This window comes from Paenibacillus sp. 2RAB27 (assembly GCF_052115445.1).
Lineage (GTDB): Bacteria > Bacillota > Bacilli > Paenibacillales > NBRC-103111 > Paenibacillus_E.
Map to the genome: position 1 here is coordinate 1 of NZ_JBFRGR010000012.1, position 23875 is coordinate 23875.

At 45.8% G+C, this 23875-nt stretch carries 19 protein-coding genes; 6 read left to right on the forward strand and 13 right to left on the reverse strand.

The window, feature by feature from the left end; translation table 11 throughout:
- Positions 1–253: 253 nt before the first annotated feature.
- Both AB4114_RS17570 and AB4114_RS17575 read right to left on the reverse strand, forming a co-directional pair.
- Positions 254–697 carry an SRPBCC family protein gene (locus AB4114_RS17570; RefSeq protein ID WP_441989627.1) on the reverse strand — a complete coding sequence of 148 codons (444 nt, stop codon included), beginning with the start codon at positions 695–697 and terminating at the stop codon, positions 254–256.
- A 16-nt stretch (positions 698–713) separates the two neighbouring features.
- Positions 714–2285 carry an ABC-F family ATP-binding cassette domain-containing protein gene (locus AB4114_RS17575; RefSeq protein ID WP_441989628.1) on the reverse strand — a complete coding sequence of 524 codons (1572 nt, stop codon included), beginning with the start codon at positions 2283–2285 and terminating at the stop codon, positions 714–716.
- A 176-nt stretch (positions 2286–2461) separates the two neighbouring features.
- On the opposite strand from AB4114_RS17575, the gene AB4114_RS17580 reads away from it, so the two are divergent.
- The 3 genes from AB4114_RS17580 to AB4114_RS17590 are packed head-to-tail and all read left to right on the forward strand — an operon-like array spanning position 2462 to position 4166.
- Positions 2462–2908, forward strand: a complete 447-nt coding sequence (locus AB4114_RS17580; protein WP_441989629.1) for a hypothetical protein — start codon at positions 2462–2464, stop codon at positions 2906–2908.
- Between the two features lies 1 nt (position 2909).
- Entirely contained in the window at positions 2910–3131 is a 222-nt protein-coding gene (locus AB4114_RS17585; protein ID WP_171638134.1) for a helix-turn-helix transcriptional regulator, read from the forward strand.
- A 36-nt stretch (positions 3132–3167) separates the two neighbouring features.
- Positions 3168–4166 carry an NAD(P)-dependent alcohol dehydrogenase gene (locus AB4114_RS17590; protein WP_441989630.1) on the forward strand — a complete coding sequence of 333 codons (999 nt, stop codon included), beginning with the start codon at positions 3168–3170 and terminating at the stop codon, positions 4164–4166.
- Here AB4114_RS17590 and AB4114_RS17595 read toward each other — a convergent pair.
- Complete coding sequence (locus AB4114_RS17595; protein ID WP_441989631.1) at positions 4126–5016, reverse strand: LysR family transcriptional regulator; 891 nt, start codon at positions 5014–5016, stop codon at positions 4126–4128. The genes AB4114_RS17590 and AB4114_RS17595 overlap by 41 nt on opposite strands.
- 196 nt (positions 5017–5212) lie before the next feature.
- On the opposite strand from AB4114_RS17595, the gene AB4114_RS17600 reads away from it, so the two are divergent.
- Entirely contained in the window at positions 5213–7411 is a 2199-nt protein-coding gene (locus AB4114_RS17600) for a YhgE/Pip family protein (RefSeq protein ID WP_441989632.1), read from the forward strand.
- Between the two features lie 211 nt (positions 7412–7622).
- Positions 7623–9986: a carboxypeptidase regulatory-like domain-containing protein gene (locus AB4114_RS17605; RefSeq protein WP_441989633.1), complete on the forward strand. Its 2364-nt coding sequence runs from the start codon at positions 7623–7625 to the stop codon at positions 9984–9986.
- Positions 9987–10222: 236 nt separating this feature from the next.
- On the opposite strand, the gene AB4114_RS17610 is transcribed toward AB4114_RS17605, so the two are convergent.
- The 8 genes from AB4114_RS17610 to AB4114_RS17645 form a co-directional block, all read right to left on the reverse strand.
- Entirely contained in the window at positions 10223–10447 is a 225-nt protein-coding gene (locus AB4114_RS17610) for a helix-turn-helix domain-containing protein (protein WP_441989634.1), read from the reverse strand.
- 410 nt (positions 10448–10857) lie between these two features.
- Positions 10858–13014, reverse strand: a complete 2157-nt coding sequence (locus AB4114_RS17615) for a hypothetical protein (protein ID WP_441989635.1) — start codon at positions 13012–13014, stop codon at positions 10858–10860.
- 30 nt (positions 13015–13044) lie between these two features.
- Positions 13045–14529 carry an ABC transporter substrate-binding protein gene (locus tag AB4114_RS17620; RefSeq protein ID WP_441989636.1) on the reverse strand — a complete coding sequence of 495 codons (1485 nt, stop codon included), beginning with the start codon at positions 14527–14529 and terminating at the stop codon, positions 13045–13047.
- Positions 14526–15452, reverse strand: coding sequence for an ABC transporter ATP-binding protein (locus AB4114_RS17625; RefSeq protein ID WP_441989637.1), 927 nt, complete (start codon positions 15450–15452; stop codon positions 14526–14528). Before AB4114_RS17625 ends, AB4114_RS17620 begins: the two co-directional genes overlap by 4 nt.
- Before the next feature lies 1 nt (position 15453).
- A complete protein-coding gene (locus AB4114_RS17630) occupies positions 15454–18363 on the reverse strand; it encodes an ABC transporter permease (protein WP_441989759.1) in 2910 nt (969 codons plus the stop codon).
- A gap of 5 nt (positions 18364–18368) precedes the next feature.
- Positions 18369–19469 carry an efflux RND transporter periplasmic adaptor subunit gene (locus tag AB4114_RS17635; protein ID WP_441989638.1) on the reverse strand — a complete coding sequence of 367 codons (1101 nt, stop codon included), beginning with the start codon at positions 19467–19469 and terminating at the stop codon, positions 18369–18371.
- Positions 19432–20202, reverse strand: a complete 771-nt coding sequence (locus tag AB4114_RS17640; protein WP_441989639.1) for an ABC transporter ATP-binding protein — start codon at positions 20200–20202, stop codon at positions 19432–19434. Before AB4114_RS17640 ends, AB4114_RS17635 begins: the two co-directional genes overlap by 38 nt.
- 271 nt (positions 20203–20473) lie before the next feature.
- Complete coding sequence (locus AB4114_RS17645) at positions 20474–21781, reverse strand: MFS transporter (RefSeq protein WP_441989640.1); 1308 nt, start codon at positions 21779–21781, stop codon at positions 20474–20476.
- A gap of 70 nt (positions 21782–21851) precedes the next feature.
- Here AB4114_RS17645 and AB4114_RS17650 point away from each other — a divergent pair, with 70 nt between their 5' ends.
- Entirely contained in the window at positions 21852–22070 is a 219-nt protein-coding gene (locus AB4114_RS17650) for a hypothetical protein (RefSeq protein ID WP_441989641.1), read from the forward strand.
- A 387-nt stretch (positions 22071–22457) separates the two neighbouring features.
- On the opposite strand, the gene AB4114_RS17655 is transcribed toward AB4114_RS17650, so the two are convergent.
- Positions 22458–22895 (reverse strand): rhodanese-like domain-containing protein, encoded by a 438-nt coding sequence (locus tag AB4114_RS17655; RefSeq protein WP_441989642.1) that lies wholly within the window; start codon positions 22893–22895, stop codon positions 22458–22460.
- A gap of 92 nt (positions 22896–22987) precedes the next feature.
- Positions 22988–23875 carry a LysR family transcriptional regulator gene (locus tag AB4114_RS17660; RefSeq protein ID WP_441989643.1) on the reverse strand — a complete coding sequence of 296 codons (888 nt, stop codon included), beginning with the start codon at positions 23873–23875 and terminating at the stop codon, positions 22988–22990.

Sequence of the window (23875 nt, forward strand, 5' to 3'; positions counted from 1 at the left end):
TCATAGTCTAATTGAGGGTCATTCGGTTTAGAGCGAAGCATGAGGTTCACCACTTTCAAGAGTATACTTATATTATACCAAATTAACGCGGTAATGTGATGAACTAAAAAGAAAATAATAAAGACTGTCGAGACTTTCTCGACAGTCTGGCTTTTTCCAGTTAATTGAACAAAAGCGCTTATTCGGGCGAAATTAACTGTATGTTATCCAGTTAGTGGCTCCAAGCTCAAGATGATGAGGCTCACGCTTCTTTCTAATAAGGCAACTCATGCCCCTCCAAGTAAGCCTTCAAATTCTCCAAAGACATGGCATAGCCCTCTTCGGTCGGCTTCGCCTGCTCTTCGCTCTCATAACCCGTCTCCGTGATCGTCACACGTGTGCCGTCACCTTCCTCCGCAGTGAGAAATGTCGTGATCATCTCAGAATCTGGCACACTAAACTCCCATCGCAACGCGAAGCGTTCTAGAGACTCCACCGCCTCGATGGTTGCTTGCAAGGTGACAACCCCCGTCCCCTCATGGTACTCGTTCGGTGAATGGTGGAAGTAAACCGCAGCACCTGGCGAAAGCTCCAGTACGTCCCATGGAGAGCCCGGTGAGTACCACATCGTAAGCTGATCCCCTTCCGTCACCGCTTGCCATGCACGTTCAAGCGATACCTGAATCCAAATACTTTGTACAACAGTAAACTCTCCCACACGACCCTCTCCTCACTTATAAATTCTGCTCAGTTACCCCCGTCGCCGGGTCAAACGTCAGCATTTTCGTGCCGATTTTATCAATAAAGAACCGATCGTGGCTGACCGTAATGACTGCACCAGGGAAATGAATCAATGCCTGCTCCATGACTTGAATACTCATGAGATCGAGATGGTTCGTCGGCTCATCCAAGATGATGACCGCGGCGCCAGAGAGAAGGCACTTCGCTAGCGCGACTCTAGCCTTTTGACCACCAGATAGGTTGCCAATAAACTTGCTGAGGTCCATCTCTGAAAATTGCAGCATGGCGAGGAATTTGTTCACCTTTTTCCGCGGCGCATCCAGTCCAAGGCCGTACGTATTCACAGCATGACTAACGGTATCCTTCGGATTAAGCTCCTCCCACATCCGGTTAAAATACGCGTAGCTGACGCCTTTCTCCCAGATCACCTCGCCGGACTCCGGCTTCTCCTGTCCTGTGAGCACCTTAATAAGCGTGGATTTCCCGCTTCCGTTCGGGCCCACAATGACTAGGCGGTCTTCCTTTTGAATATCGAAGCTAACGTCTTGGAAAATGGTCCGATCCTCGTAGGTCTGCCCGATCCCTTTCACCTCGCACAGCTTGTCCGGAAACCGCAGACGCTCGTAAATATCCGTGATCAACACGTTAATAGGGTGTGGTTCGATCCTTTTCTTGTTATCTGCTAGCTGACGCGAGAGACGGTCCTTGGACATTTTCTTGCTGGCGCGGCTGTCGATAGCCTCCGACTCCATGAGGAGCAGCTCTTCTTCCCACTCAAATTGGCGGTCGAGCTCCTTTTTGCGCATCTTCTTTTTGCGGATATAATCGGTGTAATTCCCCTCATATTCCTGAAAGCGATAGTTCTCGATCTCGATCACTTGCGTGACCACTTTGTCGATAAACTCCCGGTCATGGGAAATCAGAATCATCGCGCCTTTGAACCGATAGAGCCACTGCTCCAACCAAGCGATCCCTTCGATATCCAAGTAGTTGGTCGGCTCGTCCAGCAGGACAACATCAGGTTGCTCTATGAGCATTTTGGCAAGCGCCGCGCGGTTTCTCCAGCCCCCGGACAATTCATCGACAGGTTGGTGACGAGACCGTTCATTAAACCCAAGCTTAGTTAGAACGGTGTTGATCTCAACGGACACATTCCACCCGTCCAAATGTTCCATTTGCTCAAATAGCTCAGCTTGCCTCGTCAGCAGCTTATCCATCTCGCCGTCATCCGTGACGGTACCGAGCCCTTCACCAACTTCCTGCAACTCGCGTTCAATCATCGCAACCTGCTCAAAACACATTTCCAACTCTTCTTGAACGGACAAGCTTCCTGTCATTTCTGAGAATTGTGAGAAGTACCCTATTTTAACCTGAGGATCAACTTCTACTTTGCCTGACGTGGGCTCTTCTTTCCCCATGATCAGTCTAAAAACCGTCGATTTCCCCGCACCGTTCCGACCAATTAAGCCAATTCGCTCACCCTGACTCACCTTAAAATAAATATCGCGAAAAATCATCGCGTCTTCATATTTCTTCGTAACGTTCTCCAATCGAATTACACTCATAGCTATCCCCTTTGACCTGGCATCATTCATTCTAGGCTGATTATATCATGTTTGGGGTCACGACATTTTTAATTAAATGGTGTATTGTACAGTTGACTTAATGTATAGTATAAGTTACATTATGTATAGAATACTTTACTATAGGTAAAAATGAACATACAGGAGGCATGAAAGGAATGTCCTATCAAGAGAAAAAGCATATCGTCTCATTTATAAGCACGGTACTGATTTTTGGTTTTTATTGTTGGTATGTCTTTCAAAAGGTTCCCAATACGAATATGGATACGATGGAAACTCTCCGCTTTTGGGCAGCTGCCATTCTCATCCTAATTCCCGTGTCTGTTGTAGCTAAAATCATCATCGCTATTGTCTTCAATATCATCTATCGCATAACAACGAAGGAAATTGAACCTTCTTTCTCCGATGAACTCGACAAACTCATTGATTTGAAAGCGACAAGAAATTCGCATTATGTCTTTACGATTGGTTTTCTTCTAGCCATGGGATCGCTGGTGTTGGATATGACGCCTGCCACGATGTTCATCATTCTTATTTTCTCAGGATTTTTCTCAGAAATGGCCGGTGTATTCACGCAGCTCTACCATTATCGGAAAGGAGTTTAAGATGGGCAAAAGTCTGATCAGCAATCACATACGGAAATTACGATTTAATCAGGATGAAATGACCCAACAGCAGTTGGCAGATAAAGTCGGGGTAACCAGACAAACCATCGTCGCCCTCGAACAGGGCAAATACTCCCCTTCTTTGGAATTAGCTTTTCGTATTGCAGGTGTCTTCAAGTTACCGTTGGAAGATGTTTTCTTTGTTGAGAATAAGCAGGTATGAGAATGACCAACGACAATGCATCCAGGAGGGATTCGAATGAGAGCGATTGTATGTACGAAGTACGGAACACCTGAGGTTCTTCAGCTCACAGAGGTAGCAAAGCCGACCCCCAAAGACAATGAAGTACGCATTAAACTGCACGCGGCCATTGTCACCCCTTCGGATTGTGCTTTTCGCAAGGCTGACCCTTTCATCATCCGACTGATGTATGGTCTGCGCAGGCCCAAACATACGATACTAGGTGTGGAATTCGCAGGTGAAATTGATGCTGTGGGTAAAATTGTAACGTCCTTCCGGAGTGGAGACCGTGTTTGTGGTATTAGTCCGACTACTTTCGGCGCCTATGCGGAGTACGTATGTCTGCCTGAAGCTGGCACATTGGCTAAGCTTCCAGTTCATGCGAGCTATGAAGAGGCTGCGGGTCTCTGTGACGGCGGCTTAACGGCATTGATATTTCTCCGAGATACGGCACGACTTCAACGGGGACACAAGATCTTGATCAACGGCGCCTCCGGATCCGTGGGGGCTTACGCGGTACAACTGGCGAAGTACTTCGGTGCTGAGGTGACAGGTGTATGCAGTTCCACGAATGCCGAATTGGTGAAATCGCTGGGGGCAGATCAGGTCATTGACTATAACCAAAAGGATTTTGCCAAAAGTGGTCAAACTTACGATGTTATTTTCGATGCGGTAGGTAAGCGGTCATTCTCACAATGTAGAGGCTCGCTATCTGCAAATGGGGTCTATCTCACTACCGTTCCATCGCTGGGCATTATGCTTCAGATGCTATGGACATCCAAGATCGGCAGCAAAAAAGCCAAGTTTACAGCTTCAGGCTTACAGCAGAAGAAAGAGAATCTCGCTTTTCTTGCGGAGCTTTTTGATGCGGGTGACATGAAAGCCGTGATTGACAGACGTTATCCGTTGGAACAGATGGGTGAGGCTCATAGGTATGTGGAAACTGGGCGTAAGAAGGGGAATGTGGTTATTACCCTCACTCCAAATTCGCATACAAATGCTGCGTATACTCCTTAATGATCGCAGACACTTCAACATCCTTCTTCGTAATTCGCCAGAGATAGTTCGGGTATTTTTTATATTTTCCAATCGGTATCGAAACGACCTCACTCTTGAATTTCTCTGGCATCGTAGTCACGATGTAATCCGTCGCGATGGTGATGGCATTACCGCGGCTAACCATTTGCATGATGGCTTGGGTGTTATTGGTCGTCAATGCAATTCGGTTGCCAGAGTCTCCCGCAATCAATTCCGCTGCAATCCTCTCAATATAAGCATCTTTATAAATAACCAATACTTCATTATGTAATTCAGAGCTTGTTATCGCTGTTAAAAAACGCAAAGGGGATTGCTTATTCACCACAATGACCGCTTCCCCGCGAATCACAGGCTCCCACGTGAAGGAGTCGTCCTGACTCTCGCGTGACAAGGAGACGAACCCCATATCTGCCTCCCCTTTCATCACCTGATTCATAACCGCTGTATTATCGCCCTCCAAAAGTTGAACATTAATATAAGGATAGATCCCCATAAAGGTAATCGTGGTGTCCGTTACCAACGAAACCATGCCAGGTATGGTAGCGATTACGATATTCCCTGTGTTGATTGGATTGGACTTGGAGAGCTCATTTCTCATATTTCGGACGTTAGTCAGTATGGTACGTGCATATTTCATAGCTTTAAACCCATCCTGTGTAAGAGCAATCCCTTTTTTGGAACGGGTAAAAAGCTTAGTTTCTAACTCATTCTCTAGTTGACTGATGGATTGACTGACGGCAGGGACGGTAATCCCGTGCTTTTTGGCCGTTTCTGTAAAAGAGCCCGACTCCGCCGAATCAACGAAATATTGGAGCTGTATAATATTCAATGTCACTCATCCTTAACTTTTTGTTTAGATAAATAAATTAAACTTAAATATATTTTATCATCTGTCAGTGGTATTATACAGTAATCCTATTCACCTTGCCGAGTAACTCTAGATGGAGCCTTACATCTTTCGAATAATTGATTGGAAAAAGGGAACATCATTAACGACGATTGTCACAAGTAAAGGAGCATTGCAATTGAAAAAAAACATTTTAAACGTATTTGCCGCTGAATTTCGCCGCTTTATTAGGAACCCTATGATGATCATCACTTTCGTAGCTGTCGCCTTAGTTCCTATTCTGTATAGTGGATTCTTGATCAAAGGAACTTGGGACCCCTACGGGCAACTCGAGAAGCTCCCGATCGCCGTTGTGAACTTGGATCAAGGCGCTGAGTTTGAAGGCGAGTCACGAAATATAGGCAATGAATTCATGGATGAACTGAAGAAAAACAACAGTTTTTCTTGGGGGTTTATGAGTGCAGAAGAAGCTGCACAGGGGATGAGAAATAATCATTATTATGCGACGATTACGGTTCCCCCCACATTTTCAACAGATGCAGCCTCCATTACGAGCACGACTCMGAAACAGGCGGAGATCATTTTCGAATCCAACAGCTATTACAACTTTGTAGCAGGTCAAATCGGAGAAAGCGCAACGAAGGAATTACGAAATAAGTTGTCCAAAACGCTAACAGAAGCCTATTCAACGAGTATTCTCTCGGAATTCGAAACCATTTCAAATGGGCTCAGCGAAGCCGGAAAAGGAGCCTCCGATCTTCAGGCTGGCGCAAAGACTTTAAGTGACGGGATTCATGAGGTAAAAACCAATTTGGTTATTCTTGCGGACGGTACCAAGCAGTTAGATGACAGTGCTGGCTTGTTGCAAAAAGGGGCAGCTGGACTAAGCACAGGCGCATTGGAAGTTAGTAAAGGTGCCGCTACACTTGCTGGCGGAGTGAGCCAATTGCAAACCGCAGGCGCTCAGCTGGAACAAGGCGCTCAAAAATCAGCAGCAGGCGCATCTTCCTTGGTTACGGGATTACAAGCCTCTCAAACGGGAGCCGATCAATTGGCTTCTGGCCTTGCCTCAACTTCAAAAGGAAGTACACAATTAGTAGAGGGCCTTACGTCAGCCCTAAGCGCTAGTGATAAATTGGAAGACGGCTCCGCACAGCTTGCCTCAGGTCTTGAGGCATTCGTCGCAGCTCATCCCGATCTCGCTTCGAATGCAACAGTAACCAAGCTGCTTGCAGCCAGCAAGGATGTCGCAGATGGAAACAAGAAGCTGCATGACGCGGAGATAAAGCTCCTCACAGGAGGGCAGGCTGTCGCTTCAGGCACGGAAAAGCTAGTCGCTGGAGCTGAGAAGCTACGTGACGGCAACAAACAACTCGTTGCTGGCGCAACGCAGCTCCAAACGGGTGGGCAGCAGCTGGCTGATGGCTTGCACACCTTCAATGCGAACTTGCCGCAGCTTGCCACTGGCGGCAACAAGCTGCAAAGCGGCGCGGCGCAAGTCAGCACCGGCGCTGGAGATCTGGCCAGCGGCATGACGCAAATGTCCGCGGGTATTCACAAGGCAGCCAGCGGCGCGGCGCAGCTGAATGAAGGTGCGACTGCGCTTGACGCTGGTGCACCGAAGTTGGTGGATGGCAGCGGACAACTCGCCACGAAATTGAATGATGCCGCGAAGCAAACTGCAGCTGTCAAAGCGGATGACAATACGATCAAAATGCTGGCGGAGCCCGTAAAGATTACAGCCAATGATGATCGCAAGGTTGCGATCTACGCGAACGGTATTGCTCCTTATTTCATATCCATGGCGTTATTTGCAGGCTCGCTTGTGTTCACGACCATCTATGCAGCCAGAAGCACATCCACGCCAGGGGCACGGGGGCTTCAATTACTGGTAAGCAAGCTGCTTACTTTTAGTCTAATGAGTACTTTCCAAGCATTGATTGCAACGACCGTACTCACCTATGTGCTAGATTTGAAGGTCCAGAGTGTTCCGTTGTTCTATGTCTTTACCTTCGTCGTCGGCTTAACCTTCATGCTGATTATCCAAATGTTCGTCACATGGTTGGATCAACCAGGTCGATTCGTTGTTCTGCTGCTGATGATCCTTCAGTTAGCTTCAAGTGCTGGGACCTACCCGCTAGAGTTGCTGCCGAATTGGGCTCAAGCCCTTCACCCTTGGCTGCCAATGACCTATGCGATTCAAGGATTCCGGTATGTGATTTCCAGTGGTCAATACGCGGAGATGTGGCACCAAGTGGGCTACTTGAGTATCTATCTGGTAGCTTCCCTGATCTTAACAAGTGTTTACTTCCTTTCTCGTAAAAAGACGGAGAGTAATGATGATGAACATGAGCAGTTGATGCCTGTCACGGTGTGAGTAAATGTAAAGGGCTAAGAGTCCCCATTTGGGTGATTCTTAGCCCTTTTTGTTGTTATAGGTACTCATCATCTATTGAGAAGCAACTTTCCATTAGTTTCTAACAAAAATCGCCAAAAACCAACAAAAAACTCCCGACATATGATACGATTTGTGTATCTAATGAACTATCAATAGGTCTGGAATAGCTTTTTGTAGGAGAGATGAATATATGAAAAAGTTAAAGATTTTTTTAAGTATTTGTTTACTGTCTAGCACTTTGCCGACATCGGTACTTGCCAGCTATACACTCGATCAAGACGCTAATGGCGTTGATATTGCGGACGTGGTGAAAGCCATTCAAGATCCACAAGCAATGCGTACGATTACAGGGAAAAATATATTTGATCAAGCTGATATACGAAATCTCTTAAGACAAATCCAGTCCAGTAATCAGGAGGCAAGTCTTGGGACAATTACAGGCTTCGTCACGGATGAGACCGGTGCCGCGGTTAATAAGGCTGAGATCAAAATTGAAGGAACCAGTTTGCAAATGCAGACGAATGAATTGGGTTATTTTCAATTCAACGATGTCCCTATTACTTATCAGACGAAAGTTGAAGTTACAAAGGAAGGTTACGCCACGGCATCTTCAGAACTATTTAATATATGGAGTGGGGACACTCGCAACTTGAGCAATTTGATTTTGAGAAAAATCCCTACCTACGGTTCCGTTTCTGGTTATGTGTATGGACCTGATCAACACGCATTGGCGTCAGCACTTGTTTCAGTCGATGATCTCACCACACCTAAGACTGTGCTTACAAATTCTAGCGGCTATTTCTTCTTGAGCGAAGTGCCGACTGGTAATCAAAGCCTCACGGTAACGAAGGACACCTACACATCAATTACGCAAGCCTTCAACGTAACAAAGGACAACTTAACGACGATACCTACCCTTCAGCTTGCAAAAGTAGTTAGTCCACAACTGACAGGTAGTATTCGTGGTGTAGTGACGTCTTCCAATAATCAGCCGCTAAGTGAAGCTTTGGTTAGTGTCACTGGCACTACCTATTCGATCCCGACTGATAATAATGGGTCATTCACCCTCTCCAACATACCTGTGGGAATAGCTGAATTACATATATTGAAAGAAGGTTTCCAACCCCTACATATCCCTGGCATTACCGTTTCAGAAATTGTATATGATACAGGAACAATCCGGTTATCTCCTGCTGTCGTGCTCAAAGGCAGTATTTCAGGCAAGGTGACTTCTACTACGGGAAGCAACTTAGCATCCGTACAAATCCGTGTTAAAGGAACCGAAATAACGGAATATACAGATGTATCTGGTAATTTTACAATTAATAACCTCCCAGTAGGTAGCCATAAGCTTCAGATTTCAGCTGAGAACTATATCGGACAAGACATATCCGTGAATGTCCTGCAAGCTGGGACTCCGCCCGTCTCGGTAAGTCTCACGCATCAAACCGCTAATGTTCAGGGCTACGCCAGATCCACTACCGGTGAGATCATCGCGTATACACAAGCTACAATTCCAGGAACTAGCTACTCAGCTTATGTAAACGAAAGCGGTCAATTTACATTTTATAATTTGCCTGTGGGATATACGATTCAAGAGATCGTTATTGCGGACTACCAACCAAAACTTCCGTTAACTGCGATCACGGTTACCCCGAATCTGAACAGTATCGGTACACTTGAGTTTCAACCCTTGGGGACAATAACAGGCGTTGTTAGAGCAAGCGATGCAACCAATAACAACCCCGTGCTATCTAATGTGACTGTTACTCTGCAGGCAATTGGCGATACTTATGTGCAAACGACCACATCAGATGATAACGGCTCGTTCAGCTTTAGTCATATTCCTGCAAATGCAAGTTATACCCTTACTATTGAAAAAGTAGGCTATGTGTTGTATCCGATACAGCCGTTCACTGTTACTAAGGGTCAAAATTATAAATATCTTTACTTGCAGCAAGGTGTAGCAGTAACGAACGAATCCCAACTACTAGCGGCATATGCTGATACTAGTGTTCCTTATATTTTATTACTCAATGATATACATCTATCAGCACCATTCAATTTCAACCGACCTATCTCGCTCAGAGGGGTATCCGTTTCTGATTCCAACATCAAGCTAACGTCTCCTAAATTTTCAATTTCATCTGCTGGTGTCGGTTGGAGTGGCGTAGATCTGTATTGTGAAGTTGGCAATGACGAAATGAAACTGCAAGGGGCACTCTACAGCTTCGTAGGAGCAATTAAGTTAAACGGTCTAGGAAATTATGATGGGTTCATCAGAATTGTATCTCAAAAGAATTACTTTATCACAGATGGTTCAAGCAATCTTACTGCCTTTGTCAACAACGCTGAAGGACTAGGAAATGCTCTTGCTAATCCAGATGTTTCAACCATTTATGTAGCTGAAAATATCTATTCTTATGGTAATTTGAATTTCCCAAATCGCCCAATTCACTTTATTAGCCAATCGGAGAAAACAATTCAAAAGGATAGTTATTCGAATACTAGCCAAGTACAACTAACGAACGTCAGATTATTGCCAGAGCAATGATACGATACCGCACGTAACCAGAACGGCTACCTAGCTAGGTACAGCACGAGTTATTTCACCAATATGTACGATTTCACATTTGTACATACATCAACTTTTCCTGTCGTTCTCACATACACAGCCGATGCAACCGAGAAACTGAGATACAGCAGCGATAATTCAGTCGTGCCTGATTTTGAAATTGTTTTTACGAACTCATCTTCATAAAACAAATGAAAAAAATCCCACTCTCTATATCAGAGGGTGGGATTTTCGCTAATCAATTCATACAAGTCCCTCACCTGACAACCGATGGTATCCGCAACGGAAATAGCCACTTGTAGGGGCATAACTCTCTTATTTTCGATATAGTCACCAATCCGCTCCGGCTTATAGAACAAAGCTCTAGCTAGTTCCTCCCTACCCAATCCGTGCTCATCCAAGCGTTCTTGTAGTAAACAACGACCCAGTACAAATTTCATTGGCTTCCCCCTCATCCTTAAGAAGGCTACCCACAGCCTTGCCAAGATTAGTCACCTTTATTCGTAGTGATAAAAACCGTCAGGTATGTTCATCCTGACGGTCCTTATCGCTCGAATGTTGGAGGTAGAGTTTGTTTATTTTTGTGAGGCAGTTGCTACAGACATTTGTACTAACTGGAAAATGTACAGCTAATTATGAGTAATTTCCTCGCAAACTCGATTTAACTGTAAAACATGTAGTTAAAATTACCCGTTTTGTTTAAATTGGTAAAAATGTTTGTAATTACCTGTATAATATCCATCTATTCTGAGTTTAATCCCCAAAACTAAAAATCTAACTGTAGAAAATCCAGTTATTCGCTTGAAGCAGATAGACCGCGTTCAGTTGTAGGTTTCGTTACTGTCAACCATTAGTCCGTAGTAATAAACCAATCAGCCTTCTGTGTGGCTAGCAGCTTTCGTTGACCTTGGAATTCGTCATAGATGCTGAGGGTATATTTTTGTAGAAACTTTGTATTATAAATGAGGCCAGGATCTGGAATTGATATTTTGAAATTGTTTCTCTTACCGAGACGAATCTTAGAATCTTCATCCGCCGTTGAATCTCCATTGATGACATCAAAATCTTTGAAATCAAATCTCTTCTCAAATCGCTTAATTTCGCCGCCATCCTCAAAAACAAGCAGCAAGTTATGACCTTCGGTATTAATCTCCGTCATTTTCTCTTTGGTTAACTCATAGTTGAATTGCAACGTAAATACACCGTCCGAAATGGATGTTCCAATTTTATCAATCGAGATCGTATACGGGAATAAATCCACATTTTTAAGTGTTGTTGCTGCATTCGTCTTCTCGTCTGGCAGCCAGTAAGCTATTGGATTCACATAGGAATCTGGAACGGATTTTTCACCTTCCGACAGCTTGCCTTCCGAGACTGCTTCTCCTAGAAGTAAATTCATATTTGTCGTGGAGAATCCCTTGGGAACCGATGCCCAAACATTGAGCAGCGCTTTGCCAGTAGGACTAATCTTGTTCTTCACTTCAACAACGTTTGCCGGGAATACCGTACCGTCTGATGAACGGAAATTAGCAACGAGCTTGGACACATTCGTGAACCGCTTCTCCAAATTGGTGGCTTCCACCATCGCGGAGTACATGATATTCGTTTTATCCTCATAGGTCGATACGCTCCGAACCCCGTACTTCGCCTTTCGCCCGATGTCATTCGATGTATAAAATTGCCCCATACCGATGAATGGAATGGCTTGAAGTTCAGCTTGAGTCGAGAACTCCAGCACATCCGTAGCTGTCGTACTGCCTGTACTTGTACCTGTTCCCGTTCCTGGCGTTTCCCCCTCATTCTCTTGGAGAACTAATTTAATGCGGGAAAACTCGTACGTATAGGGTACTTTACCTGCAATTTGCAGATTGACGCTTGCACCCGCTCCCAACCCAATCACTTTGGCCGTCTGAATAAGCTTTGCATCAATTTTCACTGCGTCATCCAATAAGAAATACCCGGATAATTTCGGGATAGGCAGTGATTCTTCCCCCTTATTACTCAATGTTAAATCGGCTGTAAGCAGGTCCTGATCTTCCCACGGCAATCTGTGCAAACCATTAAGCTCAGTCGTATACACACCAGATTTACTTGTGAAGGTATATGCCTTCCCTACGGAGCCTCCTTCGGGCTGAGAAACAGCTGGAAGCTGGAAATTCGCAACGGCGACATTCAATTTCAAATCTGGAATCGTCTCCGCAACCGCTAATTGCCAAGCATCTGCCGCGACTGTAACTGGAATCGAACCCGAGAGCTGAATGTCTTTCGTCTCCTTCGGATTAATTTGCAAATCCTTCAATCCTTTGGCTTCCATCGGATACAGCAGCCCTTCTGAAGTGCGGATAGAGAAGAGGTACGCAGGAATAGTTACAGTATGACTTCCAACATTCTCCAAGCTCACATACACCGTTGGAACATGATATTTCTCATTCTTGTTACTGACGAACTTTTTAATCGAAGCCTTCACGTTAGTTCCACCAACAGAAATCACAGATGCAAGATCAGCAGGGGTTACATCTGTATAGTCATCAGGAACGGCTACCTCGCCTAACACTCGTTCAAAGTTAGCTTGGTTGAAATCCCACTTAATAAACTGCACAACGAGATCTTGTAAGTTCGTGCTCGTATTCACAGTGGCATAGAACGTTATATCGGTCGTTGAACCGGGAGCTACCCGGTTCTTATCCTTATCTGCCGGAAGTAACCGAGCTGAGAATTGATTACCGGATTTGCTTTTCAGACGCACCCAATAATCGATAAATTGCAGTTCACTGCTACCCTCGTTATGAATAGAAATGGTAAATGTAGCCAATCTGCCACTTTGATCCTGTAGAAGATGAATCTGTTTCAACTCAAAGTAACTGCTTCCAGTCATGTTGACCTTTCCCACATCTAGAACAAGTGTGGAGGGGCTGCTATCGGCCCAGACAGGTGCAATGGCTCCTAGCGTAAGCAGCGCTGACAAAGCTATAGTTGCTACATACTTATGGTGAGTTTTGATGATCATGATGGGCTATTTCCTCCTTCCATTTCCACCTTATCCTGCGGGAACCGCTTGAACTTGATTCATCATCGGTTGCATAGGCGCAGCTGGGTTTTCTTTCATTTGTTTGAGCATGGCATCGCCATCCGTTTGCCATTTCTTAAGCGCTTCGCGAGCCGTTATTTTCCCTTGTAGGACATCAGCAAACAGCTTACGACCAATCTCTTGCACTTGATAAATATTAGGATTATTACGATAAATTTTCGAATTATCTTCAATTGGAGCCGGCGTTACATTATAAAAAGCTTCCATGTGAAAATCCAGTCCTTCTGTAGGTTTCAAGTATTTGGAGCGTGCCACCAACATATTTTGACTGCGCGATTTTAGTTTGGCCCAATCATCGCCATTAATGAACTTGATGAACTTCCAGGCATCGTCTGGGTTTTGCGATTTGGCGTTAATGCCCATAATGCCGTTCATATAAATAGAGCCGCCTACGCCTTTGGCTTCAGGGTGAGAAGGAATTGTGACAACATCCCAATCGATCGGTGTGTAGCCTTTATAATTGGCTGCATTTTTATTTGCGTTCGTGAGCTGTTGAATTTGGCCATAATTGAGAATCCCCATAGCTAACCGACCCGACATAAAATCATCGTACGCAAAAGGATTATTCTGATCATACCTTTGATTCATTTGCTTCTGCGGATCTGCTACCGCTGGGAAAACATTATCTTTTTGCAACTGTGCCATTTTGGCCCATACTTTCTCCCATTGGTCCGTATCTACCGTCATCTTCTCGCCAGCATCATCAAACATTCTTAATTGCAGAGGAGCCGTATACATTTGCATGCCGTAGAACAAATCGCCACCCTGGGCTTGTGTTGTAAAAGAGAACCCATTAATTCGCTTATCCCCTTCACCTTTCGCCAATCGTTTGGAAAGATCAAATGTCTCATCCCAAGTCATGCCGTCTTTCGGATAATCGACTCCTGCATCTTGGAACATTTTCTTATTATAAATAAGTGCAGAGGAACTGAATGTCGGAGCAAGTGCATAAATCTTGCCTCCGCCTGCATTTTTCATTCCCTCTATCACAGCTGGAACAATGCCCGTTGTATCGAATTTATCTTTCGTTATCCGAGAATCCAACTGTAATAGCAAGTTACTTTCGATGATTTCAGGCAACTGTTCATAACCAAGCATGACCACATCCGGCGGATTATCGCTCTGCATCACTTCTTTTAGCTTATCCATAGGATCCGGCATCTTCTCACCCGGCTGAATGTTTCCGTTCATGAACTTTTCATCCATCGTTGAAATGATTTCTAGCTTGATATTCGGATTAGCAAATTCAAATATTTCGGTGAATTGCTGTGTGAAATATTCATAATTACCACCATAGCCCATATTGGTCGCGATCTTCAGCACGCGCTCCTTATTATCGTCGGTTTTCTCCCCTTTGGTACAAGCAACAGCAAGTGGAGCCATCAAAGCTAAAGTTAGGGTTGTAACAATCACTTTACGTGTCATTTTTATCATTTTAATTTTCCTCCGACCGCTCCCGAATTAGATGAATCTTTTTCCTCATTTGCCTGTAGTGCTCTCGGTGCTTTAATCATGATCGTATCGCCATCAAACTCCATCGTTGCTTTCCCGTTAATGTTCAGAGCGGCCAAATACGCTTTGGGAACCTGTAGACGGCCTGCACGATCCAACACGACATATTCCTCATGAGCATCACCTGTGAGTCCTGTCGAAATTCCCTCTACAGTCGAAATCGAAGGGTTGCGGGCAATAAACTCCGAGCTTGTCATCCCATCTCGAATAGCAACGACGCGCCCTACTTTGCCCGCCATAGACATATCGTGGGTAACAATCACAATCGTGACACCTAATTCCTTATTCAATCGTTGGAAAATAGAAAGAATCATATCCGCCGTCTTCGTATCCACCGACCCCGTAGGTTCATCTGCCAGCAGTAATCGTGGACGGTTTGCTAGCGAAATCGCAATGGCCACGCGCTGTTGCTCACCACCGGAAAGCTCTTGCAGTTTATTATTTAGACGGTGGCTAAGGCCCACCCAGTCCAGCAATTGCTTCGCGTAGGCAGGATCATAGTTCCCGCTAAGCATCATGGGCATTTCCACATTTTCAAGTGCAGTCAAGTAGGAAACGAGATTCCGCGCATTATTTTGCCAGATGAAGCCTACCGTATGTCGTTTGTAATCAACGAGCTGCTTATCTGTAATCTTAAGCAAATCCCAATCTCCGACTTTCACTCCACCTGCGGAAGGGCGATCAAGACCTCCTAAGATGTTCAGCAAGGTAGATTTACCGCTTCCGCTATTGCCAATAATCGCCATTAACTCCCCGTCGTCAATCTGGATATTAAGTCCTTGCAACGCGACAACTTCGATCTCGTCGGTTTTATAAATTTTCACTAAGCCCTCGCAAGTAATCACGCTATTTCTCCTCCCCCAGTTTCACTGCCTGATGAACGCGCAGCCTTCTAATGTGTAAGAACAGCAACAGTGCGCCAGTTAGCATCATGAAAGCAACCACGAAATATAACTGATAGGTGTCTTTGGAATCGAAGATGACTCGGAACGGCGGCACCTGCGTCTTTACATTCTGGGATGTTTGTAGAAAGGGTAGGAAGAAATAGCTCGTTAGCTTGCCAATTACGATACCTAACACGATGGAAAGTCCAGCGGTGAACCCCTGCTCGAGCAGCAGCATCCCCGTCAATTGCTTACGGGAAAGCCCCATAGCACGCAGGACACCGAATTGTACAACCCTGCTAGATAAGTTAAAGAACCAATACAGCATATAACCGATCAAAGACACAACGACAGAAACGAGAAAACCCAAGCTAAGAATACCGAATACGCCACCTCTTGCTGGGAGCTTCTTCTGGACGATGAGCTCGTTGCGAACATCCTTAATGGAAGCAATTTCAATTCCTTTGCCCTGTAAAGCTGTAACGATCGGAGCCACTTTAGCGTCCGGTTTCATTTTGAGCCATACTTCATAGGGTAAAATTGGTGCTTGATCGTAGATGTAATCCAGATTTGCTATGAAAAATGGTGTTTGATCCGGATATTGAGCCGGCCAATATGGTAATATCCCAACAATCACGAATTCCAAGGGCTGCTGTCCGACTGTAATGGATAGCAAATCACCCTCCTTAAGCGCATATTTGCTGGCATAACTGGATGGAATGATAACCGCTTGCTCATAGCTGCCTAGCAAATTCAAATATTGATTCGGATGGGCAGGGAATAAATCAGGTCGGAACCACGCTACTTTAGCGAAATCCGTATTATCGATCCCCATAATCGTTCCCTGCCCAGTGGATTTACCGGAAACGACGACATTTCCTTTGGTTTGCATCACTCTGGCAGCAGCCTGAACGCCTTCCAAATCGCGGAATACTTGAAATGGCGGCTCTACATAACGTATTTTGGTGGGGGTTTCCTCACCAGGCTTCGGACCGCCTTGACCTTGCCCCTGGTTTTGGCCACCGCCTGAACCGGATCCTCCGTTTGCCCCATTCCCTCCTTGAGCTTCGCCGCCTTTTCCACCGGCGTTCGGGTCCTGCGGCAAATCATCGGAGAAACCTTCCCACACGGTTTGTATCACAACGTCGGTACCATACTGGTATAAGATTCGCTCCGAAGAATTCAAATCTATCGTACGTGCAGCCGAGGAATTGTACACACCAAGACCGAGTGTAAGAATGAGCAACAGCATTAACGGATAATACGCTTTGGCTGAACGAGACAGCTGAATAAGCGTTAAATAGAGCGGCACAGGCAGGAACTTTCGGCCAAACCAACCGAACAACCGTAGCAACCATGGAAAGATGCGTAGAAAGAACAGTCCCAGTGCGAAGATCGAAAGTGCTGGTACGAAAAACAGCAACGGGTGCACCTGAAGTTGATCAGTTGTCATTCCTGTTTGCACGGATAGTACTTGACGTTGGTCAAATAAGTAGAAACCATACCCAACTACCCCCAGCAGGACAATGTCGAGAAACCACCTCTGCCATAGTGGCGAACGGTCTGACCTTGCAAGCTGCTGCTTATAGTTGACGATTGAAGATCTAGCAAAAAGCACAGCTGGAATAACGCTGGCAAGAATCGCAATGAGAACAGCAAGCCCACCGTAAAGCATCGCTTCTGGTGTAAAGCTAATCGGAATCGATTTGCGATCCACGAATGTTAGGAACCCACTGGTAGAACCAATGCTCTTCGCCATGAACCAGCCCATAAACGGTCCGATCAACAGCGCTATCACGCCTAGTACCAATCCTTCTAGAAAGTAAATTCCCACAATTTGCTTCGTGCTGCCCCCACGACTTCGCAGAATCGCAATCACGCCTCGCTGCCGATCCAGCGATTGTCTGGCATTCATCATAATGTAATAGAAAACCATGGCAATCATGGGCGCCGCCAATGTGAATAATAAAATCTGCATCTGTAGGCTCTGAGCTTTAAACTCGGTTAGAATCGGCTTAAAGGATACATCTACCTTTGTATTCTTAAGTTTCTGGAACAAGTTAATATCGAGTCGTTCCAAACGACTCTCTAGCGGCGACAATTGACTTGTTTGAATGTTGCGCAGATCGAAAGCATAATACCAATTAGCAAGTTGCAGCGGAATTTTCTTCTCCGTCAGCAACGTCTTCATGAATACATCATCATTAATAATAAGTGCATTAACTAACCCTTCTAACCCTTGGAACCAATACGCACTCGTTTCGTTCTTCGGTTTGAAGGAACCTACGATCTTCACCTTGAGCAATTGACTGCCGCTTGCACTTGCAACGGAATAGTTAAACACGTCACCTACGTGCAAATCATTGCGAAACAAAGCTTCTTCTAGGACGACGGCTTCCAATTGGCCATTTTGTAATTGTCCAGAAGGCATTTGTCCGTTTGACCAATCGACTTGATCCTTTAACCCGCTTATTGACGTTAACGTCATTTGACGACGTTTACTAGGATCTGCTTTTGTACCCTCAGCGGGCGTTAATTGTGCTCCTTTAATTGCATAACTACTTGCATATGTATGTATGGGAAAAGCGATATCTTTGGGAACATCCTGTTGGATATACGTCTTGACGCTCTCCAGATCATTCAAATCTGCACGTTCTGTTCCTACTGCTTGATACCGCATAAGTAGTGAGCCTGCGGGAAGTCCCTCGCTCTTTTCTTCTAATGATTTGGCGACAACACGCTTCAGAGACCCATCGGCATACATGGGAATGCTCGTGGTGAAAGCCACGGCCATGACAAGACCAAGCAGGGTGCTGAGCGTTAGCCAGCGGGTATTCCACATTTTCCGAAATAAAAACCGCAGCATCGGCATGGACATTAGCGACCTACTACTTTCTGTCCGGCTGTGAGACCCTTTATGATTTCCACATCCGTTGACGTCTGCTGACCAATTTCTACATCCACTTCTTTCTTATTTCCTTGGGCATCAACGACTTGCACATAATTTCGGCCCGAATAGGAACGTAGAGCTGCAAGCGGGATCGTCGTGGCGTTTTCTTTCCTCTGGGTAATAATCGTCACACTTAGCGGCGTACCGCGATTCAGCCCTTTCGGAAACTCATTCAATTGAACAACCAAATAGTTATCAATCGTGTCCTGTTCCCCTTGTTGCCCCTGACCCGGGAACCCACCATTATTATTGTTGTTTCCAGCTTGCGGGTTTGGAAGCTGCTTTACTTTCCCTTTGTGCTGACCAGCTGAATTGATATCTACCTGAACTTCCATGCCGATAGCCACTTTCTTCGCATCATCAGCACTAATGCTTGCAGCGACAGTCAGTTCTTTCAAATCAGCGAGAGTTGCTACGGATTCCCCGGATTTCACGGTATCACCTTTCTTAGCAGATACGGTGACAATTGTTCCACTGAACGGTGCGAGCAGTTTCGCTTTACTCACTTGTGATTCAAGCTTCGTCAGCTCTTCACGTTTCAGTTCAAAATCAATCTTCGCCTGCTCGACTTGTTCAGGTGACATTTCGTCAGCCTTGCGGAGCGTTTCGATCATCGTCAGCTCGTCCTTACGTGTTTGAAGCTTCTTCCGTTTCAAATCGCTCTCGATATCCGATAAGTCGAGTTCTGCAATCGGCTGTCCCTGTTCAACGGAATCTCCATTTTTCACAAGTATGGCACTTATCCGTTTGGCAGACATATCTTCGGAGAAGAACAATTTCTCTTCTTGCAAAGCCATTAATCGCCCGCTCCCTCTCACTTTCGTCTCAAGGGTTTCTGTTTTCACCGTATATTCAGGCTTTTTCGAAAGCTTAGGTGGATTAATCGACGGAAGCGCTTCTTCATCTTGTTCCTTGGGCAACAGTGAGCATCCCGAAGCAAGAAGGAGTGTGGAACTTAATAATAGTGCTGCTAGCGGTCTCATCGCCCACTTACGTGACGAATCTTCCGTCCACCATTTCATAAACATGATCGGCAACCTCCAAGATTGTAGGGTCGTGTGTGGTCATACAAATCGTGATTTCCTCTGTAGCGATGATGCTTCGAAAAACAGACATAATTTGGGCGCCCATCTGAGAATCCAGCTCAGCCGTTGGTTCATCCGCCAGTATGAGCGATGGCTTATGTGCAATAGCTTTGGCGATCGCGACACGCTGCTGTTCACCACCAGAGAGCTCATAGGGACGATGATGCATCCGTTTACTAAGCCCAACAAGGTCTAGGCAATGATTGACCCGCTCTTTCCACTGAGAACGTGGCGTCCCTGCCATGCGCAGCGCCAACTCAACATTTTCCCATGCAGATAACAATGGCATTAAAGCATAAGATTGAAATATAAAACCAATCTCTTTACGACGGATCAACGTCCTCTCATCATCACTGCTTTGGTGAAAGGCATACTCTTGAAACAAAATCTCCCCCTTCGTTGGCAGATCCAGCCCTCCGATTAAGTTAAGCAGCGTTGTTTTCCCCGAACCCGATCGACCTTTGAGCATGACAAGTTGCAGCGGCCTCAGCTCCATTTCAATCCCTTTCAGGACATCTAGCTGCTGACCTCCAACTTGAAAGGAGCGATGTACATCACTTACCGTCAACAAAGGCAAATGGGGCCCAATAATGCGAGAGGAAGCCACGTCAGATAACGGTTCTTCTTCGACAGAAAAAGCCTCCAATGTGCTTTTTTTACGCAACCAGTTTGTCATATGGTTGATTTTCCTTTCATTTCCAAATTATCCGTATGATAAAGTAGACGGTGCAAGTAACTAAAAAGTTGCAGGAAAATTGGGGATTTCATCTATTTATTTGGATGATAATCCCATTTCCATGATACATTGGAATATACTATTAATTGGAAAATACATCCATACAACTAATTACCTATTTATTACAAAACAAAAGACGGCTCACCGCCAATTTCTTAGCAATGAACCGCCTCTTAAATGAATCGATGATTTTTATTTTTTCTAAAAATGACTACTTAAAGGAATTAAATACAGCCTCGCCGCCACTCGCACTCCCTCTACGCGACCAGATCACAACAGGGATCAACAACAGAGATAGGAAGCCTCCCGCCAACGAGAGCCAAGCAAAGCTTGAATGCGCAACAACCATGCCTGACAAAGCTCCGCCAGATGCTCCCGCCAACGAGACTAAGACATCGACAGTCCCTTGCGTCCTCGCACGTGTTGCCGGTGTTGTCGCATCAATAATCTGCGCAGTACCGCTGATTAAACCAAAATTCCAGCCAAGTCCGAGCAAGGCCAGCGCGACAATGAGCCAGAGCATCGAATCCGCCGGCGCCCATGCAGCAAACAGTCCGGCCAATAGCAGCGTAACCCCCGATGCACAGGACATGAAGATGCGCCCTAGTTTATCCACAAGTATACCCGTTACCAAGGAAGGCAAGAACATCGCTGCGACATGGATGCCAATTACCATGCCGACCGCATCTAAGCCGTGTCCATGATGCTTCATATGGATCGGCGTCATCGTCATGATCGCTACCATGACAATCTGCGTCAACACCATCACCGTGGTCCCGATGAGTATGCCTCGGTTACGCCCAGCAGGCGCTGAAGGATTCGCAGAAACCGCCCCATGCGCTTGATTCGTTTCCTGCGCCTCGGCTATCGCTTTAGCTACGATATAAGGATCGGGCCGGAGCCAAACCCACAATACCAAGCCCGCCAGCACAAAAGCCGCAGCGGCTAGCATGAATGGCCCCGCCAGTGCTGGTGCACCGACGGATGTCGCGAAATGCCCCATCACTCCGACTAAGTTCGGCCCTGCGACTGCACCAAACGTCGTGAAGACCATGGCTAAGCTAATCGCTCTTGCCCGCTGCTTAGGCCTAGCCAAGTCGGTTCCCGCATAACGTGTTTGGAGATTCGTTGATGTGCCTGCGCCGTAAATCAGCATCGAGAGGAACAGAAGTGGCAGGCTATTCGCAATAGCTGCGAATACAACGCCCATAGCCCCTACTCCTCCTGCGAGGAAACCGGCTGTTAAGCCTACCCTCCGACCATAACGCCCAGACAGTCTTCCAACTATCCAGGCGGACGAAGCGGCACCTAGTGTCAACAATGCCGAAGGGATACCAGCCAAGCTGTCCGTTCCAAGCATATCTTGTGCGAGTAACGCTCCGACCGTCACACCTGCCGCGAGCCCTGCCCCGCCGAATAGTTGAGCGACGATGACTGTGCGTAAAGTTTTGCGGTAGAGCTGCTGTTGTTTTTCTGGAGAATGCTTATAAGCTTGAATCCCTTCGCTGCCTTTAGCCATTTCCGAATCTTCCTCCCCTGCTACAAAATGCCTTTCGTCATTATCATACCTGTGTCAGGAGTTATTGGCTATGTTAAATCCCTTTTTCTCATTGCCTTATCCCGTTACGTTGTTTCCTAGGAAACTAGATGTCAAAGGAGCTGTTCCTATGGGGATTTTAGAAAACTTAGGTAAACCAATTTCGTATAAAGCTATCGTCACGAACAAGCAACAAATTGCTGAGCATACCTTTAGAGTCACACTTAAGCTAGATCGCTTACTTTCGCAATCAGAAGATGCCGACGCTTAAGAACGCTAATCCACACGAATACAAGGGCTGTCCCAAAAGACAGCCCTGAGAAAGGTTTGAGGTTGATTTGTAGCTTGCGAACGCAAGGTGAGTGCCGATTCGTCTTTAGATGCATAAACTACAGCTAATTTGCTCGAATTTGACGTATTTTCGTATTTAGATGGAGAAAGTACATGTAATTCGTATGAAATTTGAAGAATCGAACACATCGAAGGAATTTAACTACAGGAAATACAGGTAATCTTCGGAATTCGAGAATTCCACTTCAAATAGATGGAGAAAATCCAGTTGCGGGAAGCAGGTTCCTTGCTCATCGGTCATTAATGAAAAACGAGGCAGTTTCAAAAAGTCTAAATTGACTTTTGAGACAGCCTCTTTTCGTTATTTTCACCCGATTAAAGGGGCTGTTTGGCCAAGCGTTCCTTCGACCTCATTCCCTTCTTTCCTCCAGTACTCGATACCGCCTAACATCTCTTTCACCTTGAACCCAAGGCCTGAGAGACGAGCGGCCCCTTTGGTACCGCCGTTGCAAGCTGGCCCCCAGCAATAAACGACGATCGTTTGATCTTTGGAAAAGGAAGCCGTCGTTTCGACGCTGATTAGATTGGAAGGGAGGTTAATTGCACCGGGAATATGACATTCTCCGTAGGCTTTTGCACTGCGAACATCGATGAGCAGGAAGTCATTGTAGCCATGCTGCATGTCATAACGCACATCCGCAACGTCCGTTTCCACCGAAAGCTTATTCATATAGTGCTGGTGCGTATGCTCCGGTGATGGGGCAGGCGTCTCAAGAACGAGCGATTTGGTTGTTTGAATAGTCATTTGGGTTACCTCCAGTGGGTTTGTCGATTTCTTGATGTTAATGTATCACAACCCTAAACACTGGAGTTATCGATAGTTATCGAACCTATACTTCAGTCATTTCGATAGTTAGCGCCGCCAAGTACCTCTAGAAATCCTAGATAGGCTTTCGATTTCCATTTTTTCTTAGCGATAATCAATTGCGTGTAGAACTTACACGCTGAATGAACGAAAGGAATCGCGACGATCTGGCCTTTGCGTATTTCCTCGGCGACGGCAATTCGGGGCAATAATGCAATCCCAAGACCGTAGATCACGCACTGCTTGATCGCCTCCAGATTGCCGAATTCGTAAGATAAGTTGTAACTTACCTGATGTCCTTTCAATACCTTAAGTAACATAGCGCGGTATGTACAGCCATCCTCCGTCAGGATCAGAGATTCATTCTGCAGATCTTCCACGTGAACTTCACTTTGCCCAGCTAATTTATGATCGGGACTAACAATGATGACAAGTGGTTCTTCTCTCAAAATACGGCTCTCCAGCTCTGGATCCGTAAATGGCGGGTCCAGAATGATCCCGATGTCCATAACGCCTTCTTTCACCGATTCAATAATGAAGGGCTCATTCCCCGGTTGAATGACAATGTTGACGTCTGGGTAATCGCGGCGATACGCCTGTAGATACGGGGGCAGATAGAAAGCCGCTAGCGTCTCAATCGTCCCTATCGTGAGCGTCCCTTTAGATTGCTTGGATACGACTTCCTTGGACTCTTCATGTAACCTATGAATATCATTCGCGTATTGCAGGAGTGCTTCTCCAGCCATCGTTAATTTCATACTCCGTCCAAAACGTTCCAAGAGAACAACGCCATAGGATTCCTCAAGTTTCTGAATTTGAGCCGTGATGCTTGACTGCGCATAACCTAGCGTTTCCGCAGCCCGCGTGAAACTTCCCCACTTCGCCACTTCCCGAAATGTCCTCAAATACGTCATTTCCAT

Coding starts and splice junctions, on each gene's coding strand:
- AB4114_RS17590 (WP_441989630.1), top strand. CDS start 3,168: ATGAGAGCGATTGTATGTACGAAGTACGGAACACCTGAGGTTCTTCAG.
- AB4114_RS17655 (WP_441989642.1), bottom strand. CDS start 22,895: ATGACTATTCAAACAACCAAATCGCTCGTTCTTGAGACGCCTGCCCCA.
- AB4114_RS17605 (WP_441989633.1), top strand. CDS start 7,623: ATGAAAAAGTTAAAGATTTTTTTAAGTATTTGTTTACTGTCTAGCACT.
- AB4114_RS17585 (WP_171638134.1), top strand. CDS start 2,910: ATGGGCAAAAGTCTGATCAGCAATCACATACGGAAATTACGATTTAAT.
- AB4114_RS17615 (WP_441989635.1), bottom strand. CDS start 13,014: ATGATCATCAAAACTCACCATAAGTATGTAGCAACTATAGCTTTGTCA.
- AB4114_RS17630 (WP_441989759.1), bottom strand. CDS start 18,363: ATGCCGATGCTGCGGTTTTTATTTCGGAAAATGTGGAATACCCGCTGG.
- AB4114_RS17660 (WP_441989643.1), bottom strand. CDS start 23,875: ATGGAAATGACGTATTTGAGGACATTTCGGGAAGTGGCGAAGTGGGGA.
- AB4114_RS17650 (WP_441989641.1), top strand. CDS start 21,852: ATGTTAAATCCCTTTTTCTCATTGCCTTATCCCGTTACGTTGTTTCCT.
- AB4114_RS17645 (WP_441989640.1), bottom strand. CDS start 21,781: ATGGCTAAAGGCAGCGAAGGGATTCAAGCTTATAAGCATTCTCCAGAA.
- AB4114_RS17620 (WP_441989636.1), bottom strand. CDS start 14,529: ATGATAAAAATGACACGTAAAGTGATTGTTACAACCCTAACTTTAGCT.
- AB4114_RS17580 (WP_441989629.1), top strand. CDS start 2,462: ATGTCCTATCAAGAGAAAAAGCATATCGTCTCATTTATAAGCACGGTA.
- AB4114_RS17610 (WP_441989634.1), bottom strand. CDS start 10,447: ATGAAATTTGTACTGGGTCGTTGTTTACTACAAGAACGCTTGGATGAG.
- AB4114_RS17635 (WP_441989638.1), bottom strand. CDS start 19,469: ATGTTTATGAAATGGTGGACGGAAGATTCGTCACGTAAGTGGGCGATG.
- AB4114_RS17640 (WP_441989639.1), bottom strand. CDS start 20,202: ATGACAAACTGGTTGCGTAAAAAAAGCACATTGGAGGCTTTTTCTGTC.
- AB4114_RS17575 (WP_441989628.1), bottom strand. CDS start 2,285: ATGAGTGTAATTCGATTGGAGAACGTTACGAAGAAATATGAAGACGCG.